At 65.6% G+C, this 16,559-nt stretch carries 15 protein-coding genes, 1 tRNA gene and 1 pseudogene; 9 read left to right on the top strand and 8 right to left on the bottom strand.

What is annotated here, in order from left to right; genetic code table 11:
- Together Q7O19_RS07420 and Q7O19_RS07415 are read left to right on the top strand one after the other, a co-directional pair.
- Nucleotides 1-312 (top strand): annotated as a pseudogene (locus Q7O19_RS07420) (leucyl aminopeptidase family protein); the annotation flags it as partial.
- A complete protein-coding gene (locus Q7O19_RS07415) occupies nt 309-1,148 on the top strand; it encodes an NlpC/P60 family protein (RefSeq protein WP_303809623.1) in 840 nt (279 codons plus the stop codon). The pseudogene Q7O19_RS07420 and the gene Q7O19_RS07415, both read left to right, overlap by 4 nt.
- A 40-nt stretch (nt 1,149-1,188) precedes the next feature.
- Here Q7O19_RS07415 and Q7O19_RS07410 read toward each other — a convergent pair whose 3' ends face one another.
- Nucleotides 1,189-1,977, bottom strand: a complete 789-nt coding sequence (locus Q7O19_RS07410; protein ID WP_303809622.1) for a class I SAM-dependent methyltransferase — start codon at nt 1,975-1,977, stop codon at nt 1,189-1,191.
- 105 nt (nt 1,978-2,082) lie between these two features.
- Here Q7O19_RS07410 and Q7O19_RS07405 point away from each other — a divergent pair, with 105 nt between their 5' ends.
- On the top strand, nt 2,083-2,280 hold the full coding sequence (locus Q7O19_RS07405) for a hypothetical protein (protein WP_303779732.1): 198 nt from the start codon (nt 2,083-2,085) through the stop codon (nt 2,278-2,280).
- Between the two features lies 1 nt (nt 2,281).
- Here the strand turns inward: Q7O19_RS07405 and Q7O19_RS07400 are convergent, their stop codons facing one another.
- A complete protein-coding gene (locus Q7O19_RS07400) occupies nt 2,282-2,692 on the bottom strand; it encodes a thioesterase family protein (RefSeq protein WP_303809620.1) in 411 nt (136 codons plus the stop codon).
- Nucleotides 2,676-4,733: a S9 family peptidase gene (locus Q7O19_RS07395; RefSeq protein ID WP_303809624.1), complete on the bottom strand. Its 2,058-nt coding sequence runs from the start codon at nt 4,731-4,733 to the stop codon at nt 2,676-2,678. The genes Q7O19_RS07400 and Q7O19_RS07395 overlap by 17 nt, the downstream gene beginning before the upstream one ends.
- A 133-nt stretch (nt 4,734-4,866) precedes the next feature.
- Between Q7O19_RS07395 and Q7O19_RS07390 the strand changes: the two genes are divergently transcribed.
- Both Q7O19_RS07390 and Q7O19_RS07385 read left to right on the top strand, forming a co-directional pair.
- Complete coding sequence (locus tag Q7O19_RS07390) at nt 4,867-6,663, top strand: aminopeptidase P family protein (RefSeq protein ID WP_303809619.1); 1,797 nt, start codon at nt 4,867-4,869, stop codon at nt 6,661-6,663.
- A gap of 80 nt (nt 6,664-6,743) precedes the next feature.
- Nucleotides 6,744-7,295 (top strand): glutathione peroxidase, encoded by a 552-nt coding sequence (locus Q7O19_RS07385; RefSeq protein ID WP_303809618.1) that lies wholly within the window; start codon nt 6,744-6,746, stop codon nt 7,293-7,295.
- Here the strand turns inward: Q7O19_RS07385 and Q7O19_RS07380 are convergent.
- Nucleotides 7,292-7,441: a hypothetical protein gene (locus Q7O19_RS07380; RefSeq protein WP_303809617.1), complete on the bottom strand. Its 150-nt coding sequence runs from the start codon at nt 7,439-7,441 to the stop codon at nt 7,292-7,294. The two genes, Q7O19_RS07385 and Q7O19_RS07380, sit on opposite strands and share 4 nt — an antisense overlap.
- Nucleotides 7,442-7,546: 105 nt before the next feature.
- Here Q7O19_RS07380 and Q7O19_RS07375 point away from each other — a divergent pair.
- Together Q7O19_RS07375 and Q7O19_RS07370 are read left to right on the top strand one after the other, a co-directional pair.
- A tRNA-Thr gene (locus Q7O19_RS07375) sits at nt 7,547-7,621 on the top strand.
- 107 nt (nt 7,622-7,728) lie between these two features.
- Nucleotides 7,729-9,075 carry a M24 family metallopeptidase gene (locus tag Q7O19_RS07370; RefSeq protein ID WP_303809614.1) on the top strand — a complete coding sequence of 449 codons (1,347 nt, stop codon included), beginning with the start codon at nt 7,729-7,731 and terminating at the stop codon, nt 9,073-9,075.
- Nucleotides 9,076-9,087: 12 nt separating this feature from the next.
- Here Q7O19_RS07370 and Q7O19_RS07365 read toward each other — a convergent pair whose 3' ends face one another.
- The 3 genes from Q7O19_RS07365 to Q7O19_RS07355 are packed head-to-tail and all read right to left on the bottom strand — an operon-like array spanning nt 9,088 to nt 13,031.
- Nucleotides 9,088-10,683: a DUF885 family protein gene (locus tag Q7O19_RS07365; protein ID WP_303809612.1), complete on the bottom strand. Its 1,596-nt coding sequence runs from the start codon at nt 10,681-10,683 to the stop codon at nt 9,088-9,090.
- A gap of 24 nt (nt 10,684-10,707) precedes the next feature.
- Nucleotides 10,708-12,240 (bottom strand): ABC transporter permease/substrate-binding protein, encoded by a 1,533-nt coding sequence (locus Q7O19_RS07360; protein WP_303809611.1) that lies wholly within the window; start codon nt 12,238-12,240, stop codon nt 10,708-10,710.
- Entirely contained in the window at nt 12,237-13,031 is a 795-nt protein-coding gene (locus Q7O19_RS07355) for an ATP-binding cassette domain-containing protein (RefSeq protein WP_303809610.1), read from the bottom strand. Before Q7O19_RS07355 ends, Q7O19_RS07360 begins: the two co-directional genes overlap by 4 nt.
- A gap of 110 nt (nt 13,032-13,141) precedes the next feature.
- Between Q7O19_RS07355 and lnt the strand changes: the two genes are divergently transcribed.
- Nucleotides 13,142-14,869 (top strand): apolipoprotein N-acyltransferase, encoded by a 1,728-nt coding sequence (gene lnt, locus Q7O19_RS07350; RefSeq protein ID WP_303809608.1) that lies wholly within the window; start codon nt 13,142-13,144, stop codon nt 14,867-14,869.
- 98 nt (nt 14,870-14,967) lie between these two features.
- Nucleotides 14,968-16,218 carry a methionine adenosyltransferase gene (gene metK, locus Q7O19_RS07345; RefSeq protein ID WP_303809607.1) on the top strand — a complete coding sequence of 417 codons (1,251 nt, stop codon included), beginning with the start codon at nt 14,968-14,970 and terminating at the stop codon, nt 16,216-16,218.
- A gap of 17 nt (nt 16,219-16,235) precedes the next feature.
- Here the strand turns inward: metK and Q7O19_RS07340 are convergent, their stop codons facing one another.
- On the bottom strand, nt 16,236-16,526 hold the full coding sequence (locus tag Q7O19_RS07340; protein ID WP_303809605.1) for a putative quinol monooxygenase: 291 nt from the start codon (nt 16,524-16,526) through the stop codon (nt 16,236-16,238).
- Nucleotides 16,527-16,559: the final 33 nt, after the last annotated feature.

Genomic DNA, 16,559 nt, shown 5'->3' with positions numbered 1-16,559 from the left:
GACGCATTGGCCAGCGAGTTGGTTGCCGCCGGTGCACAGGTGGGCGATCCGGTGTGGCGCCTGCCGCTGTGGGCGCCTTATCACGACATGCTGAAATCCAGCCTGGCCGACATGGTCAACAGCGCCGATGGCGGCTTTGCCGGCGCCATCACCGCGGCGCTGTTCCTGGAAAAATTCGTGCCCACCGGCGTGCCGTGGGTGCATTTCGATACGTTCGCGTGGAACAACGCCAGCCGCCCCGGCCGCCCTAAGGGCGGCGAAGCGCTGGCCCTGCGGGCGAGCTGGGCAATGCTGCGGAGTCGTTTCGGATGAGTTGGGTTTTGCGGGGCCCGGCCCAGCGTTTCGAACCGCGCGAGTGGTTTGCCGGGCCGGAGGTGGTGGAACTGGCGCTCGCCGGTGAAATCGGCGCGATACGCTATGTCGAGCCGCGACCACTGGTGTGCACGGCGCCGCGCGTGACGGTGCGCAGCGGGCCGGACGCGGCGGCCGAGGCGGTCAGCGAGCTGCTGTTTGGTGAGACCTTCGAGATTGTCGAGGTTAAGGCCGGCTTCGCACTCGGGCGTTCGTTGCATGATCGCTACATTGGTTGGGCGCCCTTCGAGGCGCTTGCCCTGCCCGTTACCGATCCGACCGACCGCATCAGCGCCCGGCGCGCGCCGGTGTTTGCCGCGGCCAGCATCAAGGCGGCGGTTCTGCATGAACTGCCTTTCGCCGCGCGTGTGGCCGGCGTGATGGAGGGCGATTTCCTGGCGCTGGCCGGCAGTGGATTCGTGCATCGCCGCCATATCGAAGGCGCGCCCGCCAGTCGCTTCGCCGCCGCCGCGCTGTTTGCCGATGCGCCCTATTTGTGGGGCGGCCGCAGCCCCGATGGCGTTGATTGTTCCGGGCTGGTGCAGCAGGCGCTGGCCGCCGAAGGCATCGCCCTGCGCCGCGACACCGATCTGCAGGTGGCGATGGGCGAGCCGGTGAAATTCGCTGCGCGTGAGGCCGGTGATCTTGTGTTCTGGCCAGGCCATGTCGGGCTGCTGATGGAGGGCGACCGCCTCTGCCACGCCAACGCGCACTGGATGCGGGTGGTGACGGAGCCGCTGGCCAACGTGATCGCGCGGTTGCCGGATACTGAGCCGGCGGTGCGGCGCTTCAGCTGAGTCTTGGCCCTCCCCCCCTAGCGGGGAGAGGGCCAACAGCTCACTTCGGCTTTACGAACTTCAGCGTCATGCGGTCAGATTCGCCGATGGCGGCAAACTTGGCCTTGTCCACGTCGCCCTTGGCGAAGGTCGGCGGCAGGGTCCACACACCGTCCGGATAATCCTTGGTGTCCTTCGGATTGGCGTTCACTTCCGAAGAACCAGCCAGCTTGAAGCCGGCCTTTTCCGCCAGCATCTTGACGTACGACACCTTCATGTAGCCGCTCTTCTTCATGTCGGCATCCGGGCGGCCTTCCGGCAGGCGGTGTTCGACCACGCCCAGCGTACCGCCCGGCTTCAGGGCCTTGAAGAAGGCGTTGAAGGCTTCCTGATCCCAGCCGCCCATGTGCCAGTTGTGAACGTTGCGGAATGTGAGCACCACGTCGGCGCTGCCGGGCTCCACGATATCGGCGACACCCTTGCCGAACGTGCCGATGCCGATATCGCCATAAATCGCCTTGTCGGCATACTTGATCTTGAAACTCTCGACACTCTTGGCGGCGTTCACCGAAGCCAGCGGGTTGGCGAGGCCGGCGACATATTTGCCGTTGCCCTTCATCGCCGGTGCCAGGATTTCGGTGTACCAGCCGCCGCCCGGTGACACTTCCACCACGGTCTGGCCGGGCTTCACGCCGAGGAATTTCAGCGTCTGCGCAGGGTGGCGATACTGGTCACGTGCCTTGTCGGCCGGTTTGCGCCAGCTGCCGGCAATGGCGTCTTCGATCGGGCCAGCGGCAGCGGGCACGGCCACGGTGGCCACGATAGCGGCGGCAACGAAATGACGGATCATGCGGTTTCTCCCCAGAGGAACGATGGGCTTATGGGTAGCTTTGTCCTGCACCACCTGCAAGGCAGGACATTGCCTGTGGCTGAATGGCCTGCCAAAGCGCGCCCGATGGATCAGGAAACCACGTTTGCTCTGCTCGCCACCGGCGTGGCGCTGGCCCTGGCTGGCGCACTGGGCGGCGTGGCACGCACCCGGGCTCCGCTGGCCTGGCACGCGCATCTGCCGTGGAACGGGATCGCCTTTGCGGGCGTGGCCGGCGTGCTGTTTGCCGCAGTCCACCTGTTCACGCTGTTCAGGCCAGCCTGAATCAGCCTTGCATAAACGGCGCGGCAATCTCGGGCCGGACGCGAGCGAGGCGGCCGGTGGCCTTGTCGATGATGGCCCAGGTGGTGACTGCCTTCACGCGGATCGCGCCATCAGGGCCGGCGATCTCGACATGGCGATCAAAGCGCGCGCCCTTGGGCCCGCCCACCCAGGTGGTCAGCGTCAGCGTTTCGCCGTCCAGCGTCTGCCGCAGATAGTCGATCTCGTGCCGGTTCACGACCCACACATAGGTGTCGCGGTGCTCAGGGGGAGCGACCGCACTCCAGTGCACCGTCGCCACGTCCTGAATCCATTTGAGATAGACTGCGTTGTTGACGTGGCCCAGCTCATCGATGTCGGCCGCCGCGGCAGTGACATTGATCGAAAAGCTGCGGCGGTCAGCGGGCGGGGGCATCGCCGAGCCCGAACTGGGTGAGGATGAAGGCATATTCCTCCGCCAGCTCTTCCAGCGCCGCAAAGCGCCCGGACTTGCCGCCGTGGCCGGCGCCCATGTTGGTCTTGAAGATCAGCACATTCTGGTCCGTTTTCAGGTCGCGCAGCTTGGCCACCCACTTGGCCGGTTCCCAATAGGTGACGCGCGGATCGTTCAGACCGGCGGTCACCATCAGCGGCGGGTAGGCCTGTGCGGTCACCTGATCGTAGGGCGAGTAAGAACGGATCAGCTCGAAATCGGCCTTGCTGGTAATGGGGTTGCCCCATTCTGGCCATTCGCCCGGCGTGAGCGGCAGCGATTCATCCAGCATGGTGTTGAGCACATCGACAAACGGCACATGGGCGACGACAGCGCGGAACTGTTCCGGTGCCTGGTTGACGATGGCGCCCATCAGCTCGCCGCCCGCCGAACCGCCACTGGCCGAGATCATCCCCGGCGCCGCCCAGCTGGCCGTGACCAGGCCCTTTGCGATATCAACGAAATCGTTGAACGTGTTGGTGCGCTTGGCGAGCTTGCCATCAAGATACCATTCATAGCCCAGATCATCGCCGCCGCGGATCTGGGCGACGGCAAAGGCCATGCCGCGATCCAGCAGGCTCAGCCGGTTGGCCGAAAAGCCCGGCATGGTCGGGATGCCATAGGCGCCATAGGCATAAAGATGCAGCTTGCCGGTGCCATCCGGCTTGAAGCCCTTCTTGTAGACAATCGCGACCGGCACCTTCACGCCGTCCCGCGCCGTCACGAAGAAGCGCTGGCTTTCATATTGGCTGGCGTCATAACCCGATGGCACTTTCTGCACCTTTCGGGTGACGAGTGCGCCGGCCTTTACGTCATAATCATAGACCGTAGCCGGCGTGACCATCGAGGCGTAGTTGACGCGCAGCAGCGGGGCATCAGCCTCCAAATTGCTGCCGATGCTGGCCGTATAAGCCGCTTCGGTGAAGGGCAGCACGGTCTCGCTGCCGTCGTCCTTGCGCAGCACGATGCGATCCAGCCCGTCGCGGCGGCCCTGCACGCCGAGATACGACGTGAAAGCGGCGATGCCGGTGATGTAATCGCGATCCGAACCAGCGATCAATGTCGTCCAGTCGCCCGGTGCCTTGAGGCTGGCGGTGGCGACGCGGAAATTCACATGATCATCGTTGGTGCGGATGAACAAGCGATCCCCCCGCACATCCACTTCATAGCTCACCCCGGCCTGGCGGCGCTTGACCAGCAGCGGCGGCGCGGTGGGATTGGCGGCCGGCACCAGCCGCACTTCGCTCGTCACATGATCTGACGTGTTGATGATCAGCAAGTGGCCATCTTGGCTCTTGGCCACGGAAACACCGAAGCCCTTGTCCTCGGTTTCCTCGTACAGCACGCGGTCTTCACCAGTCTGGCCAAGCACGTGCAGCCGCGCCTTGATGCGCCGCCAATTGTCGTTGACCTCGGTCCAGACGATGGCCTTGGAGTCGGCCGTCCACTCGACGCCGCCAACGCTGACCTTGGTAACGGTCTCAATGTCGCTTCCACTGGCGATGTCGCGGATACGGATGGTGAACCGCTCGCTGCCATCGGTATCGGTGGCATAGGCCAGCAGGCGGCCATCCGGGCTGACCGATTGCGCGCCAAGGCGGAAATAGTCCAACCCCTTGGCGAGTTCGGGTTCGGACAGCGCCAGTTGCTCCGCGCCGCCTGATCGGGGCCGCCGCACCCACGTGCGATACTGGTCACCGGGCTTGAACTGCCACCAATATTCAAACGCGCCGTTGGGCACCGGCACCGAGGCATCATCCTGCTGCACCCGGCCTTTCAATTCTTCGTACAGCCGATCCTTAAGGGCCGCGATGGGCGCCATCTGCGATTCGAAATACGCATTTTCGGCGGTTAGATAGGCCAGCACATCGGCATCATCGACGGTGGGATAGCCGGGATCCTTCAGCCAGTTGTACGGATCTTCCACCGTGATGCCATGATGGGTGAAGCTGTACGGGCGTTTGGCAGCAATTGGCGGGTTCATCTGGGCAGCGGCTCCGGAAAACGACAGCAGGGCAAACAGCCCGGCAACAAACAAACGCATCAAGATTTCCTGTGCTTGAGGCGCGGGGGCAGTGCGCCTATCTGAGTGGGCATTGATAGAGGGAAGATTGTCCGTGTCCACCATTGCCAGCCGCCTCGCAGCCCTGCGCGCCGAACTTGCCACCCAAAATCTTGCCGGTTTCGTGGTGCCGCTCACCGATGAGCATATGAGCGAATATGTCGGCGAATATGCCCAGCGGCTGGCGTGGATCAGCGGTTTTGGCGGCAGCGCCGGCAGCGCGGTTGTGATGGCGGATCAGGCCGCGATGTTCACCGATGGCCGTTACACGGTGCAGGTGCGCCAGCAGGTGCCGGCGGATCTGTTTGCCTATGAAGACGTGCCGCAAACCAGCGCCGCGCAGTGGCTGGGGGAACAGGCGCAGGCCGGCCAGCGCATCGGCTATGATCCCTGGCTGCACACCAGCGCCTGGGCCAAGCAGGCCGCTGGGCAGCTCAAGCCGCGTGGCGCCGAGCTGGTGGCGGTGACAAGGAACCCGATCGATGCGGCGTGGACCGACCGCCCGGCGCCGAGCCTGGCGCCACTGGAAGTGCATGATGACCAGTTCGCCGGCCGTGCCCATGCCGACAAGCGCGCCGAAGTGGCCGCATGGCTGGCCGGCAAGGGCGCCGATGCGGTGGTGATTGCCGCGCTGGATTCGATTGCGTGGCTGCTGAACATCCGCGGCAAGGATGTCTCGCGCACGCCGGTCGCTTTGGCCTTCGTGATCGCACACAAGGATGGCTCGGTTGACCTGTTCACTGCACCCGGCAAGCTCACCCCGGCCGTGCGTGCGCATCTGGGCGATGCCGTGCGCTGCCAGCCGCGCCACAGTTTTGCCGAGGCGCTGAAGGCGATGACTGGGCAGACGGTGGTGGTCGATACGCAATCGTGCGTCGCCGCCATTTTCAACGCGCTGGAAGCCGGCGGTGCCCGCATCATCGAAGCCCGCGACCCGACCGTGCTGCCGCGCGCCGTCAAGAACCCCACCGAAATCGCCGGTACCACCGCCGCCCATGTGCGTGACGGCGCGGCGCTGACACGCTTCCTCGCCTGGTTCGACAGCGAGGCCCCCAAGGGCGGAATCGATGAGCTGGGTGCTGCTGAACGCCTGCGCCAGTTCCGCGCCGAAACCAACAGCCTCGAAGATCTGTCGTTCGACACCATCTCCGCCGCCGGCCCCAACGCCGCGCTGCCGCATTATCGCGTTTCGGACGAGACCAATCTGCCGATAGCCCACGACAGCATCTATCTGGTCGATTCGGGCGGCCAGTATCGCGATGGCACCACAGATGTGACGCGCACGCTGGTCGTGGGCACCCCCAGCCCGGAGATGCAGGACCGCTTCACCCGCGTGCTGAAGGGCCATATCGCACTGGCCCGCGCCATCTTCCCGGCCGGCACCAAGGGCGTGCAGCTGGACGCGCTGGCCCGCCAGCATCTGTGGAGCGTGGGCCTGGATTACAACCACGGCACCGGCCACGGCGTTGGCAGCTATCTTTCCGTGCACGAAGGCCCTCAGCGCATCGCGGCGGCGTGGTCGGCGCAGCCGGGCGGCGACGAACCGCTGCAGCCGGGCATGATCCTGTCCAATGAACCTGGCTATTACAAGCAGGGCGCTTACGGCATCCGCATCGAGAATCTCGTGCTGGTCGAACGCCGCAGCGCCGAGGGTGCCGAGCGCGAGATCATGGGCTTCAAGGAGCTGACGCTGGCGCCAATCGACAAGCGGTTGGTGGATGTGAGCCTGCTCACCGCCGATGAGCGTGATTGGTGGAACGCCTATCACGCCCGCGTGGCGGCCGAAATCGGGCCGTTGCTCACTGATCCTGCCGAGCAGAGCTGGCTGGAACAGGCCTGCGCACCGCTCTGAGCCCCTGCGTCACCCTTCACCTTCGCCGCAGCCTGCAGGCGTGGTATTAGCGCACTAAATAACGTTCGGGAGCCACTACCATGATCAAGTACATTACACTCGCCGCCGCCGCGCTGACTGCCCTCGTCGCCGCCGCGCCCGCCCCGCAGAGCCTGCACCAGTTCACGCTGAAGACCATCGACGGCAAGCCGATGCCGATGGCGCAGTACAAGGGCAAGGTGGTGCTGCTGGTCAACACCGCGTCGATGTGCGGCTACACCCCGCAATATGAAGGCCTGCAGGCGCTGCACGACAGCTACAAGGCCAAGGGCTTTACGGTGGTGGGCGTGCCGTCAGGCGATTTCGGCGGCCAGGAATATGGCAGCAATGCCGAAGTGAAGCAGTTCTGCGAGAGCAAGTTCGGCATCAAGTTCCCGATGGCCGAAAAGGCCGTGGTCAAGGGCCCCAAGGCCATCCCGCTGTACAAGTGGGCGGCGAACACGCTGGGTGAAGACAAGACCCCGCAGTGGAACTTCCACAAATATCTGATCGGCAAGGATGGCCGCCTGATCGCCGCCTTCGGCACCAAGACCACGCCGACCTCGCCGGAAGTGACCGCGGCTGTGGCCAAGGCACTGGCAACCGGGAACTAATCGGGTTTTTCGGTCTGAGAGGGGTGCTGGCTGCGTGCCGGATCGCCGGTATCGCCCAGCCCTTTCCTCTTGCGCAGATTCGCCCGCAGCGCCGCCGCCAGCCGTTCGGCGCGCGCCTGTGCCTGCTTTTCGGTTTCCTTGGTCATGGTTCGCCTCATAGCCCAAGTGTGCGGCGGCGTCAGTGCTTGACAGTGAGGGAGGGCTTGGCCATAGGGCCGCTTCCCGCTTTAATGCGGGTTGGTTCGGGCCGTGCTGCCGTAGCTCAGTGGTAGAGCGCATCCTTGGTAAGGCTGAGGTCGGGAGTTCAATCCTCCCCGGCAGCACCACCGCCCGAACCATCGGCGCCCGAACCATCGGCGCCCGAACCCTTCCCAAACTTGGCTGACAAGCGCCGCAACCTCGCCTACAGCCGTCTCCAGACAGGGAGACGGAAATGAAGGCGATCCTCACCGCATTGTTGCTGGCCACCAGCATGGCCGCCACGGCATCCGCCGCACAGGATTATCAGCGGCCGGGCGTGCCAAGTCTGCGCGACCGTGTGGCGGCGCACGACCGGCTGATAAAGGCGCGGCTCGATCAAGTCGTGCCCAAGATCATGCGCGAAGTGGGCGTGGACATGTGGGTCCTCGTTTCCAGCGAGTATAATGAAGACCCGGTGGTGAAGACGATGCTGCCGGCCACCTGGGCTTCGGCGCGGCGCACCATGGTGCTGATCTTCTTCGATCGCGGACCGGAGAAGGGCGTCGAGCGGCTGGCCATGTCGCGCTATCCGGTTGGCGATATCTTCCCTGCGGCTTGGGATCCGGAAGCGCAGCCCGAGCAATGGGGCCGGGTGGCGCAGCTGATCGCCGAGCGCAACCCCAAGCGCATCGCCGTCAACATCAACCCGACGTTCGCGCTGGCCAACGGGCTTTCGGCGGGTGAGCATCGCCAGTTGCTGACCGCACTCGGTCCCACGGCAGCCAAGCTGGAAAGCCATGAACGCATGGCGCTGGGCTATCTGGAAACCCGCACACCCGAAGACATGGACGTGTACAACGGCATCATGCGCGTGGCGCATTCGCTGATCCCCGAAGGCCTGTCGGAAAAGGTGATCACGCCGGGCGTGACCACCACGCAAGACGTTGTCTGGTGGTATCGCGAACGGCTGGCCGATCTGCGCCAGGATGCCTGGTGCCAGCCTTCGGTAACGGTGCAGCGCGCGGGCGCCCCCGGTATCACGCCGGGCCGGCAGACCCTGCCGGAAAACCCGGTGATCATGCCCGGCGATCTGCTGCATGTCGATTTCTGCGCCGGCATGCTGGGCCTGAAGACCGACACGCAGCAACTGGCCTATGTGCTGCGCCCCGGCGAAACGGACGCATCGGCGGGCTTGAAGGCCGGCATGGCCGCAGCCAACAAGGTGCAGGATGCGCTGGTTGCCAGTTTCAAGACCGGCGCCACCGGCAACGAAGTGCTGATGGCCGCGCGCCAGAAGGCGATTGCCGCTGGCACCAACCCGATCATCTACACGCACAGCATCGGTTTGCACGGCCATGGCGCCGGGCCATGGATCGGCAATTGGGAACATCAGAACCCGATCCCCGGTCGCGGCGACTATCGCATCTATGCCGATACGGCCTGGTCGATCGAACTGGCGGCGCTCGCCAAGGTGCCGGAATGGAGCAACGCCGAAATCCGCTTCCCGCTGGAAGTTGATGGGTTCTGGAACGGCAGCAGCTTCCGCTGGATCGATGGACGGCAGACGCAGCTGCATCTGATCCCGCGCGCCGCAAAGTGAGCCGTGTCGGCCTTATTGGCCGACCGGAACACCCAACCACTGTTCACGAATGAGGCTGACCGGGATCATGCCGAAGCCGCCCAGCCGATCATAAAAGCCCTTCACCGTGAAGGTGCCGCCGGGCAGACTGGCGCGTTCCTGCTCGGCCACTTCGGCAAACAGCTGTTCGATCTGGGCCTTGCCGGTGATGTAGCTGGGCCCGTAGCCCACCTGTCGCAGATAGAGCGACTGTTCAAAGCCGAGCAGCGGCAGATCGGGGCTCATCCAGCCGTTGGGGGTGCGGGCCACCTGCATCGCCATCGCGGCCTTGAGGTCGATCTTGTTGGCCTGAGCGTAGAGTGAGGCCAGCCCGCGCGCCGCGCGCTGGGCCTGCATGATCCAGACGACTTCGCGCGACCGCGGCTTGTTGTCGAACAGGCCGGCATCCAGCATCATGGCTTCCATCGCCGTGGCATTGCCTTCGGACCGGCTGATCCAGATGTTGTACAGCAGCGGCCCGCGCCGGATCGGCGAAGGGTGCGGGCGCACCTGCATCTCGGCCAGATCCCACCAGTGATAGAAATGCGCGAACAGGCTGTTGGGCGCGCGGCCCTGCGCGATGGCGAAGAAATTCTGTTGTTCCGCCGGCACCCATTTGCCGATGCGCTTGGCCAGTTCGGGCTTCATGTAGGGTTGGATGGTGGCGACCCCGGTCTTGTCCATGAAGTCGATGAAATGATCGATGTCGGCCAGGCTCTTCGCGTCCCATTCCGCCTGGCTGGCCGGGCTGGTCAGCGGCGGCAGCGCCTTGTGGTTATTTTCCTCCAGCCGCAGGCCAGCATGGGCACGGGCCAGCTCGCGGGACAGGATCGCAACCTCCTGTTCCCAGGTATAGGGCGAAAGCTGCACGTGCTTCAGATACCAGTTGTAGGCCTCCACCCCGACGCCGGACGGGCCTGACTTCTTCGGTGCCTCGGCCTTCACCCAGGCGATGAAATCCCGCGTGGCGGCCAGCGCTTCGGCGACGCGGCGTTCAAGCAGCTTGTGCCCCTTCACCTTGGCAGCAAGACCCACCAGCCCCTCTTCCTGTTCGGCCAACGTGACCGGACTGGCGTTCCACAGGTCGGCCGCGTTGCCGGTCAGGTTCCCGCGCGCCTGGGCCAGCAATGGCGATATATGCGCCAATTCGCCGGCCAGCCGTTCGGCATCCGGCTTGGTGAGCGGGAAATTGTACCGCCACACATCGATCGGCGCGACGTGGACAGGGCCTTCATGATCGGGCGTGTCGCTCTGCGCGTTCCACAGCGAAAGATACCAGGCCGGATCGCGGGCCCAAGGCTTAGCCACCTCCAAATCGAACTTCAGGCCGTTCATTTCGGCCTGCACCAACTGCCAATCCACCTTGTCGGCGGCGTTCCAGCCCTTGGTGTCAATGGCAGCAAGTTTCGCCTGAAAGCCCTTCAGCGCCTCGGCGCGGGCGGCAACAGCCGGCGGCGTGTAATCCGGAACGCCACCCGGCCCGGCATGGAAGCGCCGCCAATCGGCGAACAGCGCGTGGAGATCAGCCGGCGTGCCGGCAAACGCCGGGGCAGCGAACATCAGGAGCAGGGCGAGGAGGAGTTTCTTCATGGGCCACAGCTTGGCCCGGGCGGCTCAACGCTGCAAGCCAGTTTCCTTGGCCAGCCAGCGCGCCGCTTCGGCCGGGCTGCGCTTGTTGGTGGGGCGATCGGCCTGCCAGTTGGCGATGCGCATGGCATCAACCGAAATGCGGCCGTCATAGCGCGCCAGCCGCCGCGCCAGATCATCGCGGCCCGGCGCCACCAGCAGCAGCGCATCATAGGCCGGCAGCGCCCCACGATCATCGGTGAGCAACACGATATCGGCCCCGGCCAGCGCGCCATCGCTGCTGTAGGCGGTGATCACGTCCGCTGCCCCATCCTTAAGCGCCGCCACCATCAGCACCGGGGTGAAAGCGCGCATGCTGGCAAATTCGAGGCCATAGGCGCTGCGCATCGCCGTCCACTCGGCGCGCGATAGAAATTCCAGATCGGTGGCCAGTTTCAACTGGTCCGCCACATGCGCCAGATCGGAAATGCTGCGCACGCCCAGCCGTTCGGCATCGGCCCGCCGCATGGCCAGTGCGTAGGCATTTTCAAAGCCCAGCCGCGCCGCCACGGTAACGCCATAGCGGGATTTCAACTGTTCGGAGAGGATGCGCAGCATCTCGGCACGCGGCACGACATCACTGCGGTCCAGTGCCTGGGTCCACAACGTGCCGGTGTAATCGATGGAAATATCGATGCCGCCGGCCGCCAGGCTCTTGAAGGCAATGCCCGAGCCGAGGCCGGACCGCACGTCCGTGGGCTGGCCGGCGGTGCGCAGATCGGCCGCAATCAGTTCGGCCAGTATATATTGCTCGGAAAACGTCTTGGTGCCGATCAGCACTGGCCTGACCTGGGTGGCCGGGCGGCTCTGCAGCCACCAGCCGGTGACGCCCGCCGCCAGCAGGCCGAGGAGGACAAGGCCCTTGGCGGCCGGCGCCCAGCGCCGTTCGGCAATGCCGCGCTGGCAACAACCGAGCGCGCCATCAACGATCAACGCCAGCGCGGCGGCCGCCACGCAGCCGAGCAGCACCTGCTGCCAATCCTGCAGTTGCAGCCCGGCAAAGATCAGATCGCCCAAACTCTCCTGCCCCACCATGGTGGCCAAGGTGGCGGCACCGATGGTCCACACCGCGGCCGTGCGCACGCCGCCCATTACCACAGGCACGGCCAGCGAGAGTTCAACATGGAACAGGCGCTGGCTGGCGCTCATGCCGATGGCGCGGGCCGCATCGCGCACGCTGTCCGGCACTGCGGCCAGCCCGCCCGCCCCGCCGCGCAGCAGCGGCAGCAGCGCATAGAGCGCCAGCGCCAGCAGCGACGGCAGCAGGCCCAGCGACGGCACCGGCAGCCCGGTGAGATTGCGCAGCAGCACCAGCAGCGGGAAGAACAGCGCCAACAGCGCGAGGGCCGGCACCGTCTGCACCACGCTGGCCAGCCCCATCACCGTGCGCCGCAGCCAGGGCCGGCCCGGCATCAGCAGCACCAGCGGCGTTGCCACCAGCAGCGCCAGCGCCAAGGCCGCTGCACTAATCGCAAGGTGCGCCGCCAGTGCCGAGGGCAGGGTTTCCCAGCCGGCAATCATTTGCCCATCCCGGCAAGTGCTCGTGCCTGCGCCAATGGCGTGGCCACCAGATTCTGCACCGCTGCGTGCGGATCCGCGGCCACTTTGGCGGGCGGCCCGCAGGCGACGACCCGCCCACCATCCAGCACCACCATCAGATCAGCCCGCAGCAGTGCATCGGCCAGATCGTGGGTGACCATCACTGTTGTCAGCCCCTGCGCCCGGTGCAGCGCCAGCAGGCGGTCGCCAAGCTCGTCGCGGGTCTCGGGATCAAGCGCGCCGAAGGGTTCATCAAGCAACAGCAGTTTCGGGCTGACGGCCAGCGCCCGCGCCAGCCCCACCCGGCTGGCCTGCCCGCCCGACAGTTCGACTGGGAAGCGCTGCGCCAGATGCGGCGGCAGTTCCAGCATCGCCATCAATTCCGCCGCCCGTTCCATGCGCTTTGGCTTGGGCCAGCCCAGCAGCCAGGGCACCGCCGCGATATTGTCGGCCACCGTCCAGTGCGGAAACAGCCCGCCGCCTTGCACGGCATAGCCGATGCCACGCCGCAGCTGCATCGCATCAAGGCCGGCGACATTGGCGCCGTGCACGGCGACTGTGCCGGCATCAGGGTCCAGCATGCGGTTGATCAGCCTGAGCAGGCTGGACTTGCCCGCCCCGGACGCGCCGACCAGCGCGACGAACTGGCCCTGGCGCACCACCAGATCGATGCCGGCCAGAACCGGGTGGCCACCCAGCGCCAGCGTAACGCCGGTCAACGCCAGAGCCAGCTCTGGCGGGGGCACAGATGCAGCAGTCGGAGCGGAAGCCATCGCCGCCTCTGTGGCACGGCGCCGCGCGGGCTGCCACTGCCGAATTGCGGCCGGCCTGTCATCAAAAGGCCACTGGCCTCCGGCGTGGCAGCCGGCTACCACCGGCGGCCATGCAGGGACCTCGCAATCTGATCGTCGCAGCTGTTGCCGGCGCCGCCACCGCTCTGGCCTTCGCGCCGCTCAACCTGTGGCCGTTGGGCCTGGTTGGCCTGGCACTGTTTGCCCATCTGGTCGTCACCGCCGACAGCGGCTGGGCGGCGGCTGGGCGTGGCTGGCTGTTCGGGACGGCGATGTTTGCCGTGTCGCTGAACTGGATCGCCACGTCCTTCACCTATCAGGCCAAGATGCCGGCCGCACTGGGCTGGGTCGCGGTGATCGGCCTCGCCATGTATCTTGCACTGTTCGTGGCGCTTCCGGCCGGGCTGGCGGTGCGACTGGCGAAGAAGCCGGTGGCGCGTGCGCTGTGGCTGGTGGCGCTCTGGCCGCTGGCCGAAACCTTGCGCGGCACATTGCTCACCGGCTTTGCTTGGAACCCGGCCGGGGCAATGTGGCTGGAAACGCCGGTGGCGCAACTGGCATCGGTGGTGGGCAGTACCGGGCTTTCGATGCTGGCGCTGGCCTGCGGCATGGCGCTGCTGTGGCTGGTCCGCAATCCCGGCCGCTGGCGGGGAGCGGGCATCGCCACGCTGGCGGCTACCCTCCTGCTGGCACTGCTGGGCGGCAGCATGATCACCGAGAATGATTTCATCGGAACACCGCTAGTGATCGTGCAACCGGGGATTGGCCAGGATGAACGCTATGACACCGCCGCTGCTGAACGCCACTTGGCCACCTATATCAGGCTGACCCGGCAAGGGCTGAACCAGGCCGCGCAAGCCGGGCGACCGGTGCTGGAGAATGCCGAAGTGGCGCGGCGGGAACTCACCGAAACCGAAGGCGTAGTCTCACCGGTGCCGCCCACTGCCGACAAGGTGACGGGCGAACTGAAGAACAAGCTGGCCCCCGGCCTTGCCGCACCCACGCCCGAAGCCGCCGGCGGCGGCACCGCGCTGCTGCCGCGCAAGCCCACGCTGATCCTGTGGCCGGAAGGCGCCATCGACGCACTGGTGGAAATCGATCCGTCGGCGCTGGCCCGCATTGCCGGCAGCATCGGCCGCGGCGATCTGCTGATGGCCGGTGGCACCGGGGTGAGCCGCAACCGCGATGGCAGCGCGCGCTATGCCAACAGCCTGTTTGCCATCGCCGGTGACGGCCGCATCGTCGCCCGGTTCGACAAGGCGCATCTGGTGCCGCTGGGCGAATATGTGCCGTTGCGCGATTGGCTGGAGCCGCTGGGCATCGCCCGGCTCGTCCCCGGCGATTTCGATTTCGCTGCCGGCCCTGGCCCGCGCACGCTGATGCTGCCGGGCTTCACCAGCGTGTCGCCGATGATCTGTTACGAAATCGCCTTCCCGCAGGCCGTGGCCGATCGGGGCAACCGGCCAGGCTGGATCGCCAATGTTTCCAACGATGCCTGGTTCGGCGCCTGGGGGCCGCCGCAGCATCTGGCGCAATCGCGACTGCGCGCCATCGAGGAACGCCTGCCGGTTGCCCGCGCCACCCCTACCGGCATCAGCGCGGTGGTTGATGGCTTTGGCCGGGTGCGCTCGTCGCTAAGCCAGGGCGAGATCGGCACCATCGTGACCAGCCTGCCGCCGCCGCAACCCGAATCCTTGTTCGCTCGGTTGGGCCTGTATCCGGTGGCAGTGCTGGCGCTACTGCTGGCACTGGCCGGGTGGCTGGTGGAACGGCACCGGCCACCGCCGCCGCCCCGGCCGATGCGCACCATCACGGCGTGATGAGAGACGATTAATGATATAAAGATGTCGTTATGCGACTTGCATGAGAGGGCTGCCGTGCGTATGACGGCGCGTCCCCTCATCGTGAGAAGTGTGTCATGACCCGCAGCAGCTTCATCTTCACCTCCGAATCCGTGTCCGAAGGCCATCCCGACAAGGTGGCGGACCAGATTTCCGACGCCGTCGTCGATCTGTTCCTGGCCAAGGACCCGGAAGCGCGTGTCGCCTGCGAAACGCTGACCACCACAAACCGCGTCGTGCTGGCCGGTGAAGTGCGTGGCCGCGGCATGATCGATGTGGCCGGTAATTGGGAACCGGGCGCCCAGGAAGAAATCCAGCGCGCCGTGCGCGAGACGGTGAAGCGCATCGGTTATGAACAGTCGGGCTTCCACTGGCAGAACCTGACCTTTGAAAACCACCTGCACCCGCAATCGTCGGACATCGCCCAGGGCGTCGATGCCAGCGGCAACAAGGACGAAGGCGCTGGCGACCAGGGCATCATGTTCGGCTATGCCACCGATGAAACCCCGGATCTGATGCCGGCGACGCTCTATTATTCGCACCGCATCCTCAAGCAGATGGCGGATGACCGTCACAGCGGCGTCGCGCCGTTCCTGGAGCCGGATGCCAAAAGCCAGGTGACCCTGCGCTACGAAAACGAAGTACCGGTGGCCGCCATGGCCATCGTGGTTTCGACCCAGCACGCGCCGGATTATTGCAAGCCGTGGGAAAAGGATGGCGAAAAGGGCGGCGACGCCGCCAAGTTCGCCGAACTGGAAACCTATGTGAAGGGCGTGCTGGCCAACGTGCTGCCGGCCAGCTTCCTCAGCGCCGATACGGTCTTGCACCTCAACCCCACCGGCAAGTTCGAAATCGGCGGCCCCGATGGCGATGCCGGCGTGACTGGCCGCAAGATCATTGTGGACACCTATGGCGGTGCCGCACCGCACGGCGGCGGCGCCTTCAGCGGCAAGGACCCGACCAAGGTTGATCGTTCGGCCGCATATGTGTGCCGCTACCTCGCCAAGAATATCGTCGCAGCTGGCTTCGCCAAGCGCTGCACCATCCAGTTGAGCTATGCCATCGGCGTCGCGGCGCCGCTGTCGATCCACGTCGATCTGCACGGCACCGGCACCGTATCGGAAACCGCCATCGAAGCCGTGCTGGCTGATCCGGCCAAGCTGGGCTTTGCGCTCACACCGCGCGGCATCCGCACCCAGTTGGGCCTTAACCGCCCGATCTACCAGCGTTCGGCCGCCTATGGCCACTTCGGCCGCACGCCGGACGCCGATGGCGGCTTCAGTTGGGAAAAGACCGACCTCGTCGCCGCGCTGAAGGCGGCGCTTTAAGACCGGTCAGGGGTGGCTCAGGCCACCCCATCCAGATATTCGACCTCGGGCTTGCCAGCGAGGCAGGCACCGAGCCCTGGGCCGGCAGCCTTGAAATGGTCGCTGGCGCCGTGGGCCTTCAGGGCCTCGGCATCAGCATAGACTTCCAGTACCTTGTAGGTGGTCGGATCCGTATTCGAGCGGGTGAGCTGATAGCAGAGATTGCCCGGTTCATTGGCGCGCACGGCCGCCGACAGGGTGCGGAACACCGCTTCGAAATCCTCTGCCTTGCCGTCCTGGATCTTCATGGTTGCGATCACACCGATCATGCTTGGTCTCCACTTTGGTTGTTGCCCGCAGGC

Source organism: Sandarakinorhabdus limnophila DSM 17366, from assembly GCF_945882885.1.
Lineage (GTDB): Bacteria > Pseudomonadota > Alphaproteobacteria > Sphingomonadales > Sphingomonadaceae > Sandarakinorhabdus > Sandarakinorhabdus limnophila_A.
This window is presented reverse-complemented; position numbering and strand designations above follow the sequence as displayed.